Source organism: Thalassotalea profundi, from assembly GCF_014653195.1.
Lineage (GTDB): Bacteria > Pseudomonadota > Gammaproteobacteria > Enterobacterales > Alteromonadaceae > Thalassotalea_B > Thalassotalea_B profundi.
The window spans coordinates 189,060-208,010 of sequence record NZ_BNAH01000003.1; the positions used below are offsets into that span (position 1 = coordinate 189,060).

Below are 18,951 nucleotides of genomic sequence, written 5' to 3' on the forward strand. Positions count from 1 at the left end.
TTCCTTTTTAATTATTTGATATTAGGTCGTTATAGATTTAAGCGCAGTAGAGCCTTTCTTCATATAGCGTTTTAAATCTTCAACCAATAAGTAGTTAACAGGGATCAGCACTAAGGTAATAAAAGTCGCAAATACTATACCAAAGCCTAGCGACACCGCCATTGGAATTAGAAATTGTGCCTGAGTAGCTGTTTCAAATAATAACGGCATTAAACCAATAAATGTGGTTAATGATGTCAATAATACCGGTCTAAAACGAGATTGCCCCGCTGTTAATACCGCTTCCATTAGTTCAGCACCTTCTTCACGCTTTTTATTAATGAAATCAACTAACACTAAGCTATCATTTACGACAACGCCAATTAATGCCATTAAACCCAACATACTCATAATCGTTAAATCCATGCCCATAATCCAATGCCCTAAAATTGCACCGATTGCGCCAAAAGGAATAACTGACATTACAATTAATGGCTGAATGTAAGATTTAAAAGGGATGGCTAATAAACAATAAATAATAAAGAAAACAAACATTAAGCCAAGCCCTAAACTACTAAACGATTCAGCTTGTTCTTTTGCTTCACCCTCAAATGTATAGCTAACACCAGGGTACTTATTCATTAAGTCATCTAAATACACTTTTAAGTCAGCATTTAACACGGTCATATTCGTGGCTGTTTTATCTACATCAGCAGTGACGTTAACTGTACGGAATCTATCTATACGATTTATAGCAGACGGACTCTTTCCTGGATTAAACGTGGCTACATGTGACAGCGGCACTTGGCCACCGGATGGTGTATTAATTAGCATTTCTCCAAGGTTTGCTAATGATTTACGTTCAGACAATGGAAAACGTATCATTACCCTTACATCATCACGCCCACGCTGTATTCTTTGTACTTGAGTACCGAAAAACGCCGTTCTAACTTGGTTAGTAACAGAGGTCCGTGTCATTCCAAGTGCGTGACCTTGTTCAGTCAATTCAATTTGAATTTCTTCTTTACCGTTCGATAAAGAATCAGATATTTCAAAGGCTGTTGGATAAGTCGCAATTTGATCGCTAACTTGTTTAGCTAACTCTTTAAGTGTACTTAAATCATTCGCACTTAACTGAATATCTATTGGGTTACCGCCACGACCAATTTCAGCCCGAAACGTTAAACTTTCAGCTCCTGGTAATGTGCCTATTAATTCTCGCCATTCCCGTACTAATTGTTGTGAACTAATGCCCGTATTATTTTGATCTGCAGGTAAAATTTCAAAAAATACGCGCCCTGTTTCGTTTCGGGTAATCGCCATGCTATTGAGAATAATGCTATTACCTTCTTCATCACGATATTTTTCTTTCAGTGTATTAGAAGCATCTACCATGCGTTTAACATAGCCATCAACCACATCGTAGCTACTACCAACAGGCATGGTTAATGTTGCTCGAACGACTTCACTTGGAATGCGAGGGAAGAAAGTAAATTTTGCCCAGCCCGTAGTAATAAACGTTAAAATTAAAATAAACGTCCCCACAAACAACGCTAAGGTCGTTAATCTATTAGAAATCGCTTTTTTAAGCACAGGTTTATAGTATTTTAGTATGCCATGTTCGAAACCATCGGCGAAACGCTCTTGCCAAGCACCAAATTTTGATTGCTTAGTTTTTTCACTACGCAACCTTAAGTTTTTTAAATGTGAAGGTAGTACAAATTTAGACTCTATCAATGAAAACAATAAAACAGGTATAACAATAACAGGAATTTGAGCGAAAATCGCCCCACGCATACCTTCAATGAATCCAAGTGGTAAGAAGGCTGCAACCGTCGTAAGCACCCCAAAAGTAACAGGTACTGCCACTTCCTCTGTGCCTTTTACTGCAGCTTCTAGTCCAGAACTAGCGGTTTGCGTATGTCGGTAAATGTTTTCTCCAGTCACGATAGCATCATCGACGACTATCCCTAACACTAGAATAAAAGCAAATAGACTCATTACGTTAATCGAAACACCAAATAAAGGCATTAAGATAAAGGCCCCCATAAAACTAATGGGAATACCAATAAACACCCAAAAGGCAATCGATGGACGTAAAAATAATGTAAGAAGTAATAAAACTAAAAACCCACCTTGAATCGCATTAGTAACCAAAGTGTTAAGACGACTTTTAACTATTTCAGACTGATCACGCCAATAGTTTAATTCAAAACCTTCAGGTAGAGTATCTTGTCTACTTTTAATGTATTCTTTAACAGCATCAGCAACTTCAATAGCATTTTGGTTACCGATTCGATAAACCTCTATCATCGCACCTTGTTTACCATTAAAACGCGCTCGTAATGGTTCTTCTTCAAAACCGTCGTCAACAATAGCTATATCTCTTAAGTTTAAGAACGTACCGTCTTCATTGGTTTTTACAATAATTTTCTCGAATTCATCTTTGCGGTAAGCCTGACCTTTTGAACGAACAAGAACATCCCCCCCTTCAGTACGGACATTACCGGCAGATAAATCTTGAGAGCTAGCTTTAACGGCATTCGCAATATCAGTCATTGTAATGTCGTATTGCTTAAGTTTATCTTGACTAACATCAATATTAATTTCGTAGTTACGAACTGCATCTAAGGTTAATTGAGTAATTTCAGGAATAGCTAATAAATCATCACGTACAGTTTCAGCAAATTCTCTGATCTCTTTTTCACTATGAATTGATGCAACCGTTACAGCGATAACTTCTCGAGTACGCTGTAATATTGAAGTGGTAGGTTTTTCTGCTTCAACAGGAAATGTATTAATGGCATCAACACGACTTTTGACATCTGATAATAATTCTCGAACATCATACCCAGAGTCAACTTCAATTCTTACTCGAGCAGAACCTTCAACTGAGGTAGATGAAATATGCTTAATACCTTCTAGATCTTGAACAGCTTCTTCAATACGTATGGCGACACCTTGTTCAACATCTTCAGGCGTTGCGCCACGTAAAGTAACGCTAACATTAACAATGTCAGATTCAAATGAAGGAAAAACTTCAAGTGGAATATTGCCTTTTAAAGAAAGTAAACCTGATAAGAATATTGTGATCATTAACAGGTTTGCGGCAACATGATTACGTGCGAACCAAGCTATCATGATTGTACACCTTCAGTATTTGTTGATTTAGAGTTTTGCCCTTGTTCTTTTTGGCCACCAGCTTTATTGCGCTCACCTTTATTACCCAGGCCTGTACGTGCACCTTCAGCTGATTTTCGATTACCTTGTGGCTTTTTTTCCATAGCAACACCATCTTTGGCATTAATAGCAACAGGAGTACCTGAATTAACTTGTCCTAATGGTGTTAATACTAATAATTCACCTTCAACAAGTCCCGTTTTAACAAGAGCTATATCATCGTTTTGCCATGCTAACGATACATCTTTTCTTTTAAGCACTTTATTTTCAACAGTGTAAACATAACTACCTTGATAAATCGATTTATTAGGTATAACCAAGGCATCCTTTAATACCTTGCCTACTATATTGGCTTTCACATATTGGCCAATTTTTAAAGGTAAGCCTTCTGTTTGATTTAATCCGTATGGATCATCAATTTGGGCAACAACAAATAACTGTTGTGAAGCGGTATCAAACGCACCTTCCGTACGTACAACTTTACCCTGCCAAGTCTGTGGTGTGTTTAATAAGTCAGAAGATAATTCAACATGAGGTTGATGACTTGCTTTGCCTTGAAAACGATTACTTTCAGGTAAGTCAATGTATGACAAGTCTTTGTTTTGAATAGGTAAACGAACTTCTACATAATCAACCGCGTATATTTCAGCTAACTGTGTATTTGAAGAGACCACTTGACCTATATCTACTTCTTTCTTCAAAATTCGTCCAGTAAATGGCGCTTTCACTTTAGTACGTTCGAGGGCTAACTCTGATTTAGCTAAACTCGCTTGAGCTGAATACACTTTCGCTTGTGCAGATTGTAATTGTGGTTTACGTAATACTAATTCTGAAGGCTGACCTTCATTACCTAATCGTTGCCAATCTTGTTTTGCTTGTTCAACACGAGCTTGTTCTTCACTTAATGCTTGCTGAGCAGTATATAATGCTGATTTTGCAATTTGAATTTCAGCTTTATGGTCACGATCATCCAATTCAATTAATATATCTCCTTTTTCAAAAAAGCCACCGTCTCTAAAGTTGGGGCTTATCGCTATAATTTGACCAGAAACTTGGGGCAGTAAAATACTTTGAGTTCTCGGCTGTACTTTTCCATAACTATCAATATAAATCGTGGTTTCAGTCTTATTTAACGTCATAACATCGACATTTAATTGGGGCGCATCACTTGGTCTTCCACGTTGTGTTTGTGGCGGATTTTTAGCCACGATATAAGCAATCAGAAGAAAAGCTGAAATTACGATTAATGGGATAATTTTTTTACTTTTTAAAAACATGTTTATTTACTCTGTAAGCTGGCTGTTTCGCTAAATGGCGAACCGCCTAAAGCAACAAATAGTGAAATACGATTACTTAATAGTTGGTTTTGTAATTGAATTAATGTGGATTGTGCATCAAATGCACGACGTTGTGATTCAAGTACCGTAGTATAAGTAACAAGTCCTTTTAAATATTGATCGAATGATATTTTTTCGGCTGAAATAGCATTATCTTTCGCTTTTTTATAATGTTCATAACGTTGCTTAAGGCTATTAGCATTGGCAAGGTTATTCTCAACATCTGAAAATGCTTGATACACTTCCTGTAAATAAAGTTGTTCTTTTTGAATAACCGCTAATCTTGCTTGTTCCTCAAGCGAAGCTAAACGACCCGCATTAAATAATGGCATAGTTAAATTGCCAATAAGCGACCATGCCATTGCACCACCGTCTAATAAATTTCCTAATTCATTAGAGCTGTCACCGGTTGAGGCTGTTAAAGAAATAAGTGGAAATCGTTGTTTATGTGCTATAGCTAGACTGGCATCTGTGGCCAATAAATCATACCAAGAAGACATGATATCACTACGTCTGGTTAAGATATCAGATGGTATGCCTTGTACTAATTCTGTATCTAAAGACATTAACTCAACATCCGATGCAATATCAGCATCAGGGTATTCTCCTAACAAAAGCTCTAATGCGCGGCTCTTACTCGAAACTTGCTGCTGTTGTTCTGCGACTCTCGCTAATTCACTACTGACATTATTTTGAGTTAAATAAACATCAAGCGCGTCAGTCAAACCTAAACGATAAGACGACTGGATCATATCCAAATTACTTTGTAAGTTTCTTGCTCTTTCCTGATATAAAGTCAGTAACGATTTAGCTTCAACTAAAGCAAAATAAGCGATGGTAACATCAGCAACCAAAGTTAACTCAGCTTGTTGATATTTTGCTAATTCACTTGCATAAGTGAGTTGGGCTTTAGCCTGTTCATCTGACAGTTTTCCCCATAAATCTAATTCATAGCTAAGCTTAAGGTTTATATCTGCTGAATTACTATAGCTACTACCGGAAGTTTCAACCGTTTTTCGGCGTGATTGATTTAATGTTAATGATAACTCGGGAAGATCAGAAGCATCAGCAACAATTATGCGCTCTTTGGCAATAGCTAATGCAGCTGCTTGCGCTTTAAAACTATAATTATTATCTATCGCCTGGCGAATAAGCTGCGAAAGTTGAGGATGATTAAAACTATTGACCCAATTATCTATACCAATACTTGCTATATTATTAAGCGGTTTACTTACCCAATGCTTAGGGATTTCAAGTTGCTTTACTGCATCGGTAACAGCACTGGGTCCGGCACAAGCCGTAAGCATAGCAACCGTTGGCAGTAAATATTTTAACTTTATATTACGACTCATCGTTATAATTTCTACCTATATAAAAATGGTATTTAACCATATAGCATTTCAAACACATGATACTAAGGCATTCATTTTGAAACAATTAGCTTTACATAGCTTTACATTTAAGATGAAAACCATTGTTTATACGATAATTTGTATCTTCCCAATCAAAATTGATAAAGATTAAAGAATATATATACAATAAGTTACTTTTTATAAGAAAAACCACTGCTTATAAATGTAAGCTCTTACATTTATTTTAATTTAGGATAAAATGGCGTTTCTAAATAATTCCTATAGACATTAGTACCTATGCCATCATCTCGATTTGCCACCATCAAGCAAAGTGCAAAGCTTGCTTGGCCAATATCATTGCAAAATATTTTGGTTACTATGCTTGGAATGGTAGACATAATTATGGTTGGCCACTTAGGTGACACTGCTGTGGCTGCTGTAGGTATAGGAAATAGAGCACAATTTGTACTGTTAGTACTCATGACTGGACTAGCCGGTGGTGTTGGGGTACTTGGTGCACAATATTTTGGTGCAAACGCATTAAAGCGAATTTCTCAAACAACAGTAATGGCGATTATAATTGCTATTATTTTTTTAATCCCGATCATCATTGCTAACTTTTATCTTGCTGACGATGTGGTTTCCCTTGCGTCTAATGATAACGAGGTTATCAATTTAGGTGCTTCCTATCTGAAAATATGTATACCCGGCTTATTATTTATTGCTGTTGTGCAAGTGATAGAAAGCGCATTTAGGGCCATGTCAAAAACCAAAACACCTATGGTATTTGGTGTTATCGCGATATTACTAAATATTGTGCTTAATAATTGGTTTATTAATGGAGGATTAGGAGTTCCAGCGCTTGGAGTTGACGGCGCAGCATGGGCGACAACTATTTCTCGTGCTGTTCATTTACTTATTATCCTCTATGCTGTTACCAAGATCAGTTCTAATGCTAATCCAAAGTTTTTAGCGCTATCTGATTTTAATCAATATCATCAGTGGATTAAATTATTCAAAATAGCAGTGCCTATGATGCTTAGTTACGGTGTTTGGTCGTCAGGTACTTTTATTTATCAGTTAATTTACGGACAACTGGGCACGCAAGAATTAGCGGTAATGAGTTTATTAACCCCAATAGAGGGGCTTTTTATCGCCTTATTTTTTGGTTTTGCCAGCGCTTGTTCAATTCAAATAGGACACAAACTAGGGCAAAACGACTTTGCTTACGCATGGCGATTAGCAAAAGGCTTTTCAATATCTGCACCAATTGTGGCAATTACTTTTGGTGCTGGTGCTCTAAGTATGCAGTCATACATTTTCATGCCCTTTAGCCAACTACCCTCTCAAACTTTAGCACTTGCCAGTGAGGTGTTTTTACTTATCGCCTTAGGTACTTGTATAAAAATTTATAATATGACCGTTGCAATAGGCATACTCCGTGCCGGTGGCGATAATAAATATTGCTTATTCATTGATACCATTGGTATGTGGTTTGTTAGTATTCCGCTAACTTTTATTGCTGCATTTTATTTTAACTTACCTTTGTTTTGGGTAGCTTTTACAGCCTACTCCGAAGAAGTCGTAAAGTTTTTTATGTTTACTTATCGAATGAAAGCAAAGTATTGGCTTAAAAACTTAGCGGATTAAAAAGCAGTAGAAACGCTATTTCGCTTTCAAAGCATCAACAAAGAGATCTTGCCTGTATACAGTGCTGATAAAGTTATCTTTAATGATGTCGTTATCAATATGTTTGAATTTTCTCATATAACTGAACAAACATTCACCTGAATATATATCAGGTTTATTCATTAACGGGGAATCAGGTGCATAAAAACGGTTATAATTAATAACTTGTCTGGGAGGTTCGTCTTTACTCACTAAACAACTGCTAATTAACGAGGGTGCGATAGCGCCGAGTTCAACACCTAAGTATTTTTTATTACTCATAATACGTGCAGCTTCAAATCGATTAACAATACTATTTAACCACTTACAAGCTTCGAATAAGGCTTTAACAAGTTGTATAGTGGTATTTGGGTGCTGATGTTGCCAGCTAGCTAATAAGGCTAAAACCTTCTCTGGCATATTAGGCCAAATATCACACGATGTGGCAACAGTAACACCAACATCGTCTCGTACAGCCTTTGCATTCCAAGGGCCACCAACACAAAAACCATCGACTTCATTAGCCGCTAGAGCTTGAATCATATTACTAGGAGCAATGATACGAATATCAACCGCTTCAGTATTAATATTATTATTTTCAAGCCAGGTTAATATTTGGTAATAGTGACAACTATGAGGATATACCGTTGCCAGTCTAACTTTTTCGCCTTTTATTCTACGTGCTTTAATAATGGGTAATAAAGCACTAGCACCTAATGGTAATGTTAAATGAGTCGGATTTTGTGCCTGAAGTTGTTGATAAAAATGCTTAGAGAGGGTTATGGCGTTACCATTTTGGCTCAAAATCATTGGCGTAATAACATGTGTTTTAACGCCTCCAAGTCCTAAGGAGCTTGCGATTGGCATAGGGGCTAATAAACTAGCACAATCTATAACACCTGCATGAAGTTTATCTCTTAACGTTGCCCATGAATGCTGTTTTTCAAGGGTAACATTAAGACCATGCTTAGCAAAGAACCCCTGCTCTTTTGCGATAATTAACGGTGCACTATCAGTTAATGGGATATAGCCAAGTGTTATATGAGTTTTTTCTAATAAGTCGACATTTAACATTAAGAATTACCCAGCATTTTGGCAAGTGAGATAATATTTTTGGCAACATCCTCAATACTCTGATTATTACTCATCGCTGTTTTGTTTATCACCAAATAAGCTTCTTTAGCTGTTATTCCCTTTAGTTGAATCAATTCTTGTGTTGCTTGTTCAATTATCTTTGGATCTGTTATTAGACGGGGGTGACTGATCTTCCTATTTGCCTGTTTTTGATTTTCATTAAATCGAATCATGGCTATATTTAATAGACTGCCAATGCGTCGACTATCTACTGAACCGCATATATAAGCACTGACACCTGCTTTGATTAAACTATTAATAACTCTAGTATCTGTTTGATCTGAAAACATTACTATCGGCATAAGTGATGTATTATCTAGGAGAGTTAAACTATCAATAACATCTCTATCTGGAGATTCAATATCTAAAATTAATATATCGGGCGCTTCTTGCTCAACATATTCTAGTAATGATTTTTTTCCATGTGCTTTTTGCTCTTGTAATAACTGTTCTTGATTGACATGAACTATATCGTAATTGTTACTACCTAATGCTTTAATTAATTGATTAGATTTTGCAGGATCATTCTCAACTAACAATACATTAAACTTAGCATTGTCAGTGGTTGTCATATTCATTGATAAATTCATGAGAGGCTTACTTCATAACTCTACTACTATTAATTGCATACTATTCAAGTAACTTGCCAAAAGAATAATTCGAATAAATACAATTAGTTATGATTTAATCTTTTTATATACCTTATAACATTGAGTTATTATGATGCAATGATGCGCTAAATTAGTGAAAATAAATGGAGTAATTATTGTTATTGATATTTAAGCAATAGAGTTGCTTTAGTGATCAAACCTCTATATAAAGCTTAGCCAAGCGTCCTGGCCATTTTATTCAACCAAATTAGGGAAACAATGAACTATATAGAACTCAACGATTTTAAGTATGCGTGGATTTTTCGTCATCAAAGTATGCCATTAGAAGATAAGTTTAAAAAATTAATTAAACCGTTAGCCCAAAAACGCGCAAATAATGTATGGGATGAGTCTATAAGTAAACAAGTTGACCACCCTGATTTTTTCAAAAAAGGTGATTGGCCAGCCAATAAAGCGGCTTGGATTGACAATGGCGAATGGGAAAGCACATGGGAATCTGATGCGCCTGACTTACCTGAAAGTATCAGCGATTATTTAAACTGGGATAATAATACGACGGTGTATTATTGTATTAATCGTAACCTTATTATTGAAACAACATGGATTAACTTCAAACGTTGTTGGAAAAACTTCTTATTTCTTGATGATGGTACCATTTTATTAGGTAAAAAACGTCAACAAGCCGTACAATTTACGTCTGACGGCATGTTTAAGTTAGGTAACAAAAATAAGAAATAAGTTTAATCATTAGGAATAATTGTCTCTTCATCACCTGAAAGTAGAACAGCAAGCCATTTACCGTCTTGAGAGCTTTCTAAGCCTATTTTTATGATCATCGTTAATGGAACTGATAATAGCATTCCTACAGTACCTAATAACCAGCCCCAGAAGATTAAAGAGAGAAATACCACTAACGTTGACAACCCTAAGCCTCGCCCTAAATATCGCGGCTCAACCACATTCCCCATAACGGTATTAATTGCCAAATAGCCCAAACCAATAAAACCAGCTGGTGCCAAGCCTAACTGTAGAACAGCTAAAGACATGGCTGGTACCGCGGCGATTATCGAACCGATATTAGGAATATAATTTAGCAAAAACGCTAATACTCCCCACAATAAGTAAAAATCTAAACCGATTGCCCATAACATCATTGATACACAAATACCTGTTGCGATGCTGACTAAGGTTTTTATCGCCAAATAATGATTCACTGATGATAAAAATCTATCGATTTGCTGCATTCTCATTTCTGGATCATCTAAAGCTAAATGTACTTTTGCAGGAAGGCTAGGCGCTTCAAACAACATAAAAATCACGGTAATAATAATTAAAAACAGATTAGCCATTACGCCGCCCAAACCACTCAGCATATCAGCGGCTAGCCCCATTGCTGCGGCAGGATCGAAATATTCAACTAACAAAGCAGATGAAATAGTTATATTAAAAGTTGCTAATTTATCAACAATCCACGTGAATTCATTTTGTAACTGTTCTCTGTACTCAGGTAATAATTGCGATAATTCGGTTAATGAGTTACCAACTAACCCTGCTAAAGAAAGTGCAATAGCAACAAAAACGATAATCACACCAACAACAGCAAGTGGTTTAGGTATTTTAAAACGCTCTATTTTTTTAACTAACGGGTTACAAATAATCGCGATAAAAACAGAGAGTAAAAATGGAACTAAAATATTCGTGGCAGTTTTAATTCCGGCAAGCACAACAAATAATGATGCTGTAACTAGCAACGCTTTTAAAATTCCGCTCTTATAGTCTATATTGGACATATTTTATTCGTTCAATTGGTGTATGTAACCAGTGATACCTGGTTACTTTTATTGTGTGTACTATATCTGATTACTTGTATTCAAGAAACGTAAATGAACTATTTTTCTTGCTATTTCAATACCTTTTACATTGTTCTTCTAATAAGAGTAACACTTGAAAGTGAAAGTAGACGCCAACAACTTAACATCCCCATAACACCAACAAAGCTTGCCCCTGCCCCTATACCAATAACCCAAGCATCAAAATGAAAACTAGGATCCATTTGAAATACTTGCGTTTGTAATAAGTAAACGGCAATTTCCATAGCTACACTTGCCATTAATCCCGCAATTGCACCAAGGGCAACAAATTCAAACAACACACTATTTCTCAGTAAACTGCCTTTGGCGCCAAGTGTGCGTAGAATAGCAAGCTCTCTTTCACGTTCCTCCATGCTTGCTTGAACTTGTGCAACAAGGACTAAACTACCCGCTAAAATCACAAGTACTAATATAAGTTCAATCGCCACAGAAACCTGTTCTATCATTTTATTAAGCTGCTTCATAATCGCACCAAAATCCATAATAGAAATAGTTGGAAACTCGGATAAAAACTTATAAACCTCATTTTTTTTATCTTCTGGTACCATCCAAGCAGAAATTGATGTTGTTTCTATTTGTTCCAGTGCCGCCTTATTAAACACCATAATAAAATTAAGTTGCCTGCTTTGCCAGTTAACCTTCCTAATACTAGTGACAGGAACTTTAAGAGTATTAGTAGCCAGTGTAAACGTAAGCTCATCGCCTAATTTAATATCTAATCGCTCTGCAACATTACTCTCAACAGATACTTGTGGCATTTGGTCATTACTTTCCCACCAAGTACCTTCAATGACTTCATTATTAGGCTGTACTTCGTTAAACCATGTTAACCCGAGCTCTCGTCCCATACCTCTACGGCCTTCTTCTTCACTATCTGACTTTTCAGTAGCTAGTTCATTGTCGTTACCAGTATTTCGGTTTCTTTTTGATACTGTTTTTTCATCGTTAATTGCTGCTAATCGCCCACGATAAACAGGATAAAAACCTTGGTTGGCAATACCTTCTTGTTCGACATAATCTGATAAAGGCTGTACTTGTTGCTCTGTTATGTTCATCAAATAATGGTTCGGAGTTCCTTCAGGAAACTGTTCTTGCCATTCTTCTATGATTGAAGTTTTCATTACTGTTATCAGTAACAATAATTGAATAGCAATAGTAAAACTTACCAGTTGTACACTATTTTCGTTGGCTCGACGTTTTAAATTTGCTAGAGCTAAATGAAGGGCTTTACCTGCTTTTGTACCTGCACTTCTACTAGCGGTCATAAGCAGCTTCCCAAAACCAAGTAAAACCAACGAGACTAACAAGCCTCCAAATAATAATGAGGCACTCATTTTCAAATCTTGACTAAACATAAATAGCAAAACGAATAATGCAACAAGTGGGATAGCATGATGCAAACTCATTTTATTTTTGGTTAGCTGAGACATTCCTCGAATAACAAGTAACGGCGATGTTTTCATCAATTCACTAAGTGGATGTATTGCAAAGGCAATAGCACAAATTAAGCCAGTAGCAATAGCCGTTATAAATGGCATTAAGGTTAAAGTTGTATTATCAAGTTCAATAAAGTTTTTAACGGCCTCTTGGCCTAATAAAATAAGTCCATACCCCAACAATAACCCAACAGTTATGCTAATAACGCTTAATAAGCCCCAGTGCATAATATACACTTTACTAATATGGTTAATAGTAGCACCTAACGCTTTAAATACAGCAACAGTTGCTTGATGTCTTTGACCATAACGTCGACTTGCCACAGCAACGGCAACAGCCGCTAAGACGATACCTAACATGCTGGCTAACGACAGAAATTTTTCTGCACTGTCAAGTACACGTGATAAACGATTTTGTGCCGCTTTGGCGTCGTACCATCTTTGCGTATCGTTTAATTGAGGGGTTAACCATTTTTCAAATGATTCGATATTATCTTGCTCACCTGCAAATAAATACTTATATTCAAGGCGGCTACCAGGCTGAATTAACTCTGTTTTTTCCATGTCGTCAATATTTAAAAATATTGATGGGCCTGCAATAAAAGCACGATAAGAGCGATCAGGTATATCTGTAACAATTCCACCAATGGTTAAAGGTAAAACGCCAATTTCAATAGTGTCCCCTATGTCAACTTGCATTCTACTTAACACACTTGCTTCAACCCAAACACTACCTTCAGGTGGCCCATTTACAAGAATAGTATCTTGCTGGTCTTCAGACGTTTTTATACGCAGTTCACCACGTAATGGGTATTCACTGGAAATTGCATTTATTTCAGCAAGTAACATATTATCACCTGCAAAAGCCATAGATTCTGTTTCTATCTTTCTAGCAACGCGTAACTTTTCTTCTTTACTTTTTGAGAGTATTTCAGTGGAAGCAGGGCTATTAAGTCGCAACACCCGATCGGCAGCAATAGTATTCGTACTGCTAGTTACAATAGCCTGTTTAATTTGTTCAGTAAAACCAGCAAGTGAGAATACCGTTGCCACAGCAAGTACAATAGCAAGAAATATAATGGTAAGTTCACCACGTCGAATTTCATTTTTTAATAAGCGTAGTGAATGACTATACCAACTCGTACTTTTTTTTATCTCCATTATATTAATCTCACTTTACGCTATTGACGACTGTGTTTGAGAATTAGAAACGTCTTCTTCATTAGACTTAACGCTTAATTTTTCAGTAAGCACCCCACTATCCATTTCAACTTGGCGTTTGCAACGCCCCGCTAATTTCGAATCATGTGTTACCAACACTAACGTTGTCCCTAACTTTTCATTCAATTCAAACAATAAATCTTCAATATGCTTACCTGTTTTTGAGTCTAAATTACCAGTTGGCTCATCAGCAAAGAGAATATCAGGTCGCGTTATAAAAGCACGGGCTATTGCAACACGCTGTTGCTCTCCACCCGATAATTGCGAGGGATAATGATCAGCCCGCTGTGCTAACCCCACTTGTTTTAATAAATCGAGACCTTTAGCTTTTGCATCAGGTAAATTAGCCAACTCAGCAGGTAACATGACATTTTCAAGTGCAGTTAAACTGTTAACTAACAGAAATTGTTGAAAAATAAATCCAACGTGTTCAGCACGTACTTGACTACGTTGTTCTTCATTTAGCTGGTGTAATGGGTAGTTTTTAAGATAAACTTGACCTTTCGTTGGTACATCAAGTCCTGCAAGAATAGACAATAAAGTCGTTTTACCTGAACCTGAAGAGCCTACAATAGCGAGTGATTCACCTGCATTAACGCTCAGTTCAATTGGTTGTAATAATTCTAGTGTTTTCTCTTCTAAGAGGACAGACTTGGTTAACGCATTAACTTTTAAAATAATTTCGGGAGCTGACTGCATGAAAAAATATCCATTGTATTTTAGTTTATTAATAACTCTCTATACGTTATTTAACACTGCTTGGGCCACACAATCAATTTTACTTTTAGGCGATAGTGTTAGTGCTGGGTATCAAATGGCACCTGAACAAAGTTGGGCGTACATACTAAATGAGCGTTTAAAAGAAGAAAAAGCCCCCTACCAACTTATTAATGCCAGTATTAGTGGAGAGACAACAAGTGGTGGTTTATCTAGGCTTCCTGCGATATTAGCCGATCAAAAAGTTGATCACTTATTAATTGAATTAGGCGGGAATGACGGCCTTAGAGGCTATGCTCCGAAAAAAATAAAAAGCAATTTGTTACAAATGATTACTATCGCTCAGGCACAAGACATTAAAGTGTCACTAATTAAAATTAAAATAACCCCAAACTATGGTCCTCGTTACCTACAACTCTTTGAACAAGTATTTGATGAAGTAGCTCAAGAGAAGTCTGTCACTCTGTTTCCTTTTTTTATGGAGAAAATTGCACAAGATTCAAGTTTAATGATGGCAGATGGCATTCACCCGAATGTAGAAGCACAACCATTAATTGCTGATTTTGTTGGTGAACAGTTAAAACAGATGATGAAATAATTTTATGGAATTTATTTGGATATTATTCGCTTTTGCTTGTGGTTTATTAAGTAAATTAGTCACTTTACCCCCTTCAATAGGATTTTTAGCCGCTGGTTTTATTTTAAATGCAATAGGCTATCAGGCTGATTCAGTTATTATTGAATTATCCAATATGGGAATAACTTTAATGTTATTCACCATTGGGCTTAAGTTAAATATTAAAGATTTACTTAAAAATGAAATTTGGATAGGCAGTATTAGTCACACCATCGTTTGGGTTATTTGCTCACTCATTGCGTTAAAGCTATTTGCTATTTTATCTATTATATATTTCATTGATCTCAGTACAACTAGTGCTGCTCTTGTGGTTTTCGCGCTAAGTTTTAGTAGTACAGTTTGCGTCGTTAAGCTTTTAGAAGAACAAGGCGAAATGCGAACTCGACATGGTAAAATAGCTATTGGCTTTTTAGTAATGCAAGACGTAATTGCCGTACTATTTCTCGTTATTGCGACAGGAAAAACCCCTAGCTATTGGGCCTTATTATTACTTTTAGCTATCCCTTTAAAAGGCTTTATTAATAAACTCATTGACAAAGTTGGCCACGGTGAGTTGCTGCCTTTATTTGGCTTTTTTCTGGCTTTTGGTGCCTATGAACTTTTTGACCTCGTTAACATAAAAGGTGATTTAGGTGCCCTACTAGCTGGTATGTATATCGCTTCTCATAGTAAATCCAGTGAAATCACTAAATCATTATTAAGTTTTAAAGATATATTTTTAATTGGCTTCTTTTTATCTATAGGTTTTACCGCATTACCAACTTGGGAAATGCTTGGTATTGCTATAGCACTAACCTTGTTACTACCAATAAAGTTTGCATTATTCTTTTTTATCCTAATCAAACTAAAGGTTCGTGGAAGAACTGCATTTTTAACTGCATTAACCTTATCCAATTTTAGTGAGTTTGGTTTAATCGTATGTGCTTTGAGTGTTAAAGAAAACTGGCTAAGCAACGAGTGGTTAGTCATTTTATCAATAGCCGTTACTATCTCATTCCTTATTACCAATATTTTATATAGTTCAGCTCATGAATTTTTTGCAAATCATAAAGACTGGTTTAAAAAATATGAATCAAACACTCGCCTCCCAGAAGATCATTTTGTACAACCTACAGATGCACCAATTATCATTATTGGAATGGGCCGTGTTGGTATGGGGGCATTTACAGCGCTTAATACGCATAATCCCGGGAAAGTTTGGGGGTTGGATACTGATAAAGATAAAGTGCAATGGTTAAATAATAACAACATTTTAGCTTATACTGGAGATGCTGAAGATGTGGATTTTTGGGAGAATATAAATCTAGATAGCATTAAGCTTGTATTGTTAGCTTTACCTTCAATGCAAGACAGCATGAGTATCACTACTCAGTTAAAACGTCTACAATTTCAAGGAAAAATAGCGGCTATAGCCCGATATGATGATGAAAGACAAGAACTAGAAGAGTTCGGTGTAGATAAAGTATTTAACTTTTATACTGAGGCTGGTGTTGGTTTTGCTGAAGAAAGTATGGAGATAATCAATAAAAACTTAATCAATAACATTTAGAAATTAGCGTAAATGAAAAAAGAGTTAATTACTGTGAAACTACACATAATTAACTCTTTTTTATATTCTACAAGTAAGCCTTATTAACAACTTCACATAAGCGATTAAAAATCGTCCATCTCAACTTCTGCAATTGCTGGTGCTGGTGCTGAACTTTTTGACTCACTAGCCATAAAGCCATGTCGACGTTTTGATTTTTGTACTGCTGCTAAATATTTTTTCCATAGTTTAACAGGATATAAGCTACTTTCTTCATCTTGCATCACTTGCTCAACAAATTGCTGCTCTTCTTCATTTGTTGCCGTTAAAACGCCAGAATAAAGACCTTCTAGAGTTAAACCATACATTTCAAGATCATGCGATTCACGTTTATTAAAATACCCACTACGTGATATTCCATGTGAAAATGTAATATCACCCAAAAAAAGTCGGCTACCTATTCTAATTGTCGTATCCATTTGTATACCTCACATAAAAAATTAGGTTAATTAAAGAATATTTTCATTAATTAAAGATCAATTCTATTAGCTTTTTTACTACCTTAAATGCTGCTCAGCTAACATTAGTTGTAGTACTTTTACTTAATTATTCAGAAATTTTTTAAACACTAATTCCTACACAATGAACTCTTTGGCTGAATGTAATTGAATTTATCCCCTCAAGAAAACAAAAATAATTTGTCGTATCGACAAGTTTTGCTTAAATTAGAGGAACTTTAATAAAAATGATTTATTTTGATGGATATTCGACTTTTTAAAACCTTTATTCAAGTCGCTGAAACTAAGCATTTTGGGCGCGCCTCTGAAAACTTATTTATTACACAAGCTGCTGTGAGTGCACGTATAAAACAATTAGAAGAATATTATGCAACTGCATTATTTATTCGCAATAAAAATAATTTAAAATTAACAGCATCTGGTGACGCCCTACTTACACATGCTTACTTACTGGTTGAGCAATTAGAACAATCAAAACAAACCCTTGCTTTAACTCAGCAACAAAAAATTAATTTTAACATTGCTGCGACTCCTAATATCTGGGATGCTTTTTTAAGTAAGCGAATTCATGAATCTATCGTATTTTTTGACAACGTAACACTAGGCACCGAAATTTCAGTACGAGAAGCCATACAGCGAAAATTAAGTGATAAAACTCTAGACTTAGGCTTATTAACAGACCCTATTAAAGATGAAGATTATAACAACCAACTCATTGCTCATTTTGAATTAGCACTCGTTGGCTCTTCTTCTGATCAAAACAATATATTACATCAGTATATTTTCGTAGATTGGGGGTTAACATTTAGCAAAGAGCATAATCATTATCATAAATTTCAACCATTACTTAAAACATCGACAGCAATGATAGCTCTAGAAGTCATTTTATCTAAAGGTGGGTTTGCTTATCTCCCTCTAGAACTTGTAATGCCATATATCAAAGAAAAAAAACTATTTATCATAGATTCGCCACTAATGATAAAACGACCAATTTATATGGTTAGTAAAAATAGTTCATTTTCAAAAGAGTTAATTAAACAATATGGGGAGTTTATTGAAAGCACAAATTACTAAATACATTGATTATTTAGGAGGGTCAGTTTTAGTAGTTTTCATAAAATAAGTCCTAAATGTGTAAACACATTTCAGGACAAGATAAAAATAACACATAAAAAAGCCGACATAATGTCGGCTTTTTTATACTTAAAAGTGGCATCCCTAAGGGGATTCGAACCCCTGTTACCGCCGTGAAAGGGCGGTGTCCTAGGCCTCTAGACGATAGGGACGCAGAAACTCGTTGAGTACCTTTAATGATTAATCATTATCAATACACTGAGCTTTGAATAAGGTTATTCACCCTATTCAGTAACATACAGCTAATTAAGCCTAGTTACGCGTCAAACAGTTTTTATTTATCACTTACAATTAAACTTCAAGTAATAAACAAGGATAAAATAAGACCTAGTTTACTTTACCCTTTTTAATGTGGCATCCCTAAGGGGATTCGAACCCCTGTTACCGCCGTGAAAGGGCGGTGTCCTAGGCCTCTAGACGATAGGGACACAATTACGTGTCAATTAAGTTTTCACTTAATTAATGAACTCTTTAACAATTTAACGTTAAACAATTCTAAAATTCTTGGTGGAGCTATGCGGGATCGAACCGCAGACCTCTTCGCTGCCAGCGAAGCGCTCTCCCAGCTGAGCTATAGCCCCTCTTTCACAAAATTTAATGGCCTAGTATCAAATTTTGCAGCTCAAAC

At 35.9% G+C, this 18,951-nt stretch carries 14 protein-coding genes and 3 tRNA genes; 5 read left to right on the plus strand and 12 right to left on the minus strand.

Annotated features, from left to right (window positions below):
* Nucleotides 1-21: 21 nt before the first annotated feature.
* From IE155_RS04885 to IE155_RS04895, 3 genes are read right to left on the minus strand one after another with little or no spacing between them, the layout of a single operon-like run.
* Entirely contained in the window at nt 22-3,120 is a 3,099-nt protein-coding gene (locus IE155_RS04885) for an efflux RND transporter permease subunit (protein WP_189376982.1), read from the minus strand.
* Entirely contained in the window at nt 3,117-4,436 is a 1,320-nt protein-coding gene (locus IE155_RS04890) for an efflux RND transporter periplasmic adaptor subunit (protein ID WP_189376983.1), read from the minus strand. Before IE155_RS04890 ends, IE155_RS04885 begins: the two co-directional genes overlap by 4 nt.
* A 2-nt stretch (nt 4,437-4,438) precedes the next feature.
* The gene (locus IE155_RS04895; RefSeq protein ID WP_189376984.1) at nt 4,439-5,848 is read right to left on the minus strand and encodes an efflux transporter outer membrane subunit; all 1,410 of its coding nucleotides are present in this window, start codon (nt 5,846-5,848) and stop codon (nt 4,439-4,441) included.
* A gap of 297 nt (nt 5,849-6,145) precedes the next feature.
* On the opposite strand from IE155_RS04895, the gene IE155_RS04900 reads away from it, so the two are divergent.
* Nucleotides 6,146-7,498 carry an MATE family efflux transporter gene (locus IE155_RS04900; RefSeq protein WP_189376985.1) on the plus strand — a complete coding sequence of 451 codons (1,353 nt, stop codon included), beginning with the start codon at nt 6,146-6,148 and terminating at the stop codon, nt 7,496-7,498.
* A gap of 15 nt (nt 7,499-7,513) precedes the next feature.
* Here IE155_RS04900 and IE155_RS04905 read toward each other — a convergent pair whose 3' ends face one another.
* Together IE155_RS04905 and IE155_RS04910 are read right to left on the minus strand one after the other, a co-directional pair.
* Nucleotides 7,514-8,590 (minus strand): CmpA/NrtA family ABC transporter substrate-binding protein, encoded by a 1,077-nt coding sequence (locus IE155_RS04905; RefSeq protein ID WP_189376986.1) that lies wholly within the window; start codon nt 8,588-8,590, stop codon nt 7,514-7,516.
* Nucleotides 8,590-9,240, minus strand: coding sequence for an ANTAR domain-containing response regulator (locus tag IE155_RS04910; protein ID WP_189376987.1), 651 nt, complete (start codon nt 9,238-9,240; stop codon nt 8,590-8,592). Before IE155_RS04910 ends, IE155_RS04905 begins: the two co-directional genes overlap by 1 nt.
* Nucleotides 9,241-9,519: 279 nt before the next feature.
* Between IE155_RS04910 and IE155_RS04915 the strand changes: the two genes are divergently transcribed.
* Entirely contained in the window at nt 9,520-9,999 is a 480-nt protein-coding gene (locus tag IE155_RS04915; protein ID WP_189376988.1) for a DUF2947 family protein, read from the plus strand.
* A 2-nt stretch (nt 10,000-10,001) separates the two neighbouring features.
* On the opposite strand, the gene IE155_RS04920 is transcribed toward IE155_RS04915, so the two are convergent.
* From IE155_RS04920 to IE155_RS04930, 3 genes are all read right to left on the minus strand, one after another.
* Nucleotides 10,002-11,051: an AI-2E family transporter gene (locus IE155_RS04920; protein ID WP_189376989.1), complete on the minus strand. Its 1,050-nt coding sequence runs from the start codon at nt 11,049-11,051 to the stop codon at nt 10,002-10,004.
* A gap of 125 nt (nt 11,052-11,176) precedes the next feature.
* Nucleotides 11,177-13,729, minus strand: coding sequence for an ABC transporter permease (locus IE155_RS04925; RefSeq protein ID WP_189376990.1), 2,553 nt, complete (start codon nt 13,727-13,729; stop codon nt 11,177-11,179).
* A 15-nt stretch (nt 13,730-13,744) separates the two neighbouring features.
* On the minus strand, nt 13,745-14,488 hold the full coding sequence (locus IE155_RS04930; protein ID WP_189376991.1) for an ABC transporter ATP-binding protein: 744 nt from the start codon (nt 14,486-14,488) through the stop codon (nt 13,745-13,747).
* On the opposite strand from IE155_RS04930, the gene IE155_RS04935 reads away from it, so the two are divergent.
* Together IE155_RS04935 and IE155_RS04940 are read left to right on the plus strand one after the other, a co-directional pair.
* A complete protein-coding gene (locus tag IE155_RS04935; protein ID WP_189376992.1) occupies nt 14,487-15,104 on the plus strand; it encodes an arylesterase in 618 nt (205 codons plus the stop codon). The genes IE155_RS04930 and IE155_RS04935 overlap by 2 nt on opposite strands.
* A 4-nt stretch (nt 15,105-15,108) precedes the next feature.
* Nucleotides 15,109-16,692, plus strand: a complete 1,584-nt coding sequence (locus IE155_RS04940; protein WP_189376993.1) for a cation:proton antiporter domain-containing protein — start codon at nt 15,109-15,111, stop codon at nt 16,690-16,692.
* Between the two features lie 104 nt (nt 16,693-16,796).
* On the opposite strand, the gene maoP is transcribed toward IE155_RS04940, so the two are convergent.
* Complete coding sequence (gene maoP, locus IE155_RS04945; RefSeq protein ID WP_189376994.1) at nt 16,797-17,150, minus strand: DUF413 domain-containing protein; 354 nt, start codon at nt 17,148-17,150, stop codon at nt 16,797-16,799.
* A 279-nt stretch (nt 17,151-17,429) separates the two neighbouring features.
* Here maoP and IE155_RS04950 point away from each other — a divergent pair, with 279 nt between their 5' ends.
* Nucleotides 17,430-18,263 (plus strand): LysR family transcriptional regulator, encoded by an 834-nt coding sequence (locus IE155_RS04950; RefSeq protein ID WP_189376995.1) that lies wholly within the window; start codon nt 17,430-17,432, stop codon nt 18,261-18,263.
* Between the two features lie 136 nt (nt 18,264-18,399).
* Here IE155_RS04950 and IE155_RS04955 read toward each other — a convergent pair.
* The 3 genes from IE155_RS04955 to IE155_RS04965 form a co-directional block, all read right to left on the minus strand.
* Nucleotides 18,400-18,475 (minus strand) — tRNA-Glu (locus IE155_RS04955).
* 200 nt (nt 18,476-18,675) lie between these two features.
* Nucleotides 18,676-18,751 (minus strand) — tRNA-Glu (locus tag IE155_RS04960).
* 77 nt (nt 18,752-18,828) lie between these two features.
* Nucleotides 18,829-18,904, minus strand: a tRNA-Ala gene (locus tag IE155_RS04965).
* Nucleotides 18,905-18,951: the final 47 nt, after the last annotated feature.

Bases quoted from the DNA above. Each gene is read 5' to 3' on its own strand.
- IE155_RS04940 (WP_189376993.1), top strand. From the start codon at position 15,109: ATGGAATTTATTTGGATATTATTCGCTTTTGCTTGTGGTTTATTAAGT.
- IE155_RS04890 (WP_189376983.1), bottom strand. From the start codon at position 4,436: ATGTTTTTAAAAAGTAAAAAAATTATCCCATTAATCGTAATTTCAGCT.
- IE155_RS04925 (WP_189376990.1), bottom strand. From the start codon at position 13,729: ATGGAGATAAAAAAAAGTACGAGTTGGTATAGTCATTCACTACGCTTA.
- IE155_RS04895 (WP_189376984.1), bottom strand. From the start codon at position 5,848: ATGAGTCGTAATATAAAGTTAAAATATTTACTGCCAACGGTTGCTATG.
- IE155_RS04910 (WP_189376987.1), bottom strand. From the start codon at position 9,240: ATGAATTTATCAATGAATATGACAACCACTGACAATGCTAAGTTTAAT.
- maoP (WP_189376994.1), bottom strand. From the start codon at position 17,150: ATGGATACGACAATTAGAATAGGTAGCCGACTTTTTTTGGGTGATATT.
- IE155_RS04935 (WP_189376992.1), top strand. From the start codon at position 14,487: ATGAAAAAATATCCATTGTATTTTAGTTTATTAATAACTCTCTATACG.
- IE155_RS04915 (WP_189376988.1), top strand. From the start codon at position 9,520: ATGAACTATATAGAACTCAACGATTTTAAGTATGCGTGGATTTTTCGT.
- IE155_RS04900 (WP_189376985.1), top strand. From the start codon at position 6,146: ATGCCATCATCTCGATTTGCCACCATCAAGCAAAGTGCAAAGCTTGCT.
- IE155_RS04905 (WP_189376986.1), bottom strand. From the start codon at position 8,590: ATGTTAAATGTCGACTTATTAGAAAAAACTCATATAACACTTGGCTAT.
- IE155_RS04950 (WP_189376995.1), top strand. From the start codon at position 17,430: ATGGATATTCGACTTTTTAAAACCTTTATTCAAGTCGCTGAAACTAAG.
- IE155_RS04930 (WP_189376991.1), bottom strand. From the start codon at position 14,488: ATGCAGTCAGCTCCCGAAATTATTTTAAAAGTTAATGCGTTAACCAAG.
- IE155_RS04885 (WP_189376982.1), bottom strand. From the start codon at position 3,120: ATGATAGCTTGGTTCGCACGTAATCATGTTGCCGCAAACCTGTTAATG.
- IE155_RS04920 (WP_189376989.1), bottom strand. From the start codon at position 11,051: ATGTCCAATATAGACTATAAGAGCGGAATTTTAAAAGCGTTGCTAGTT.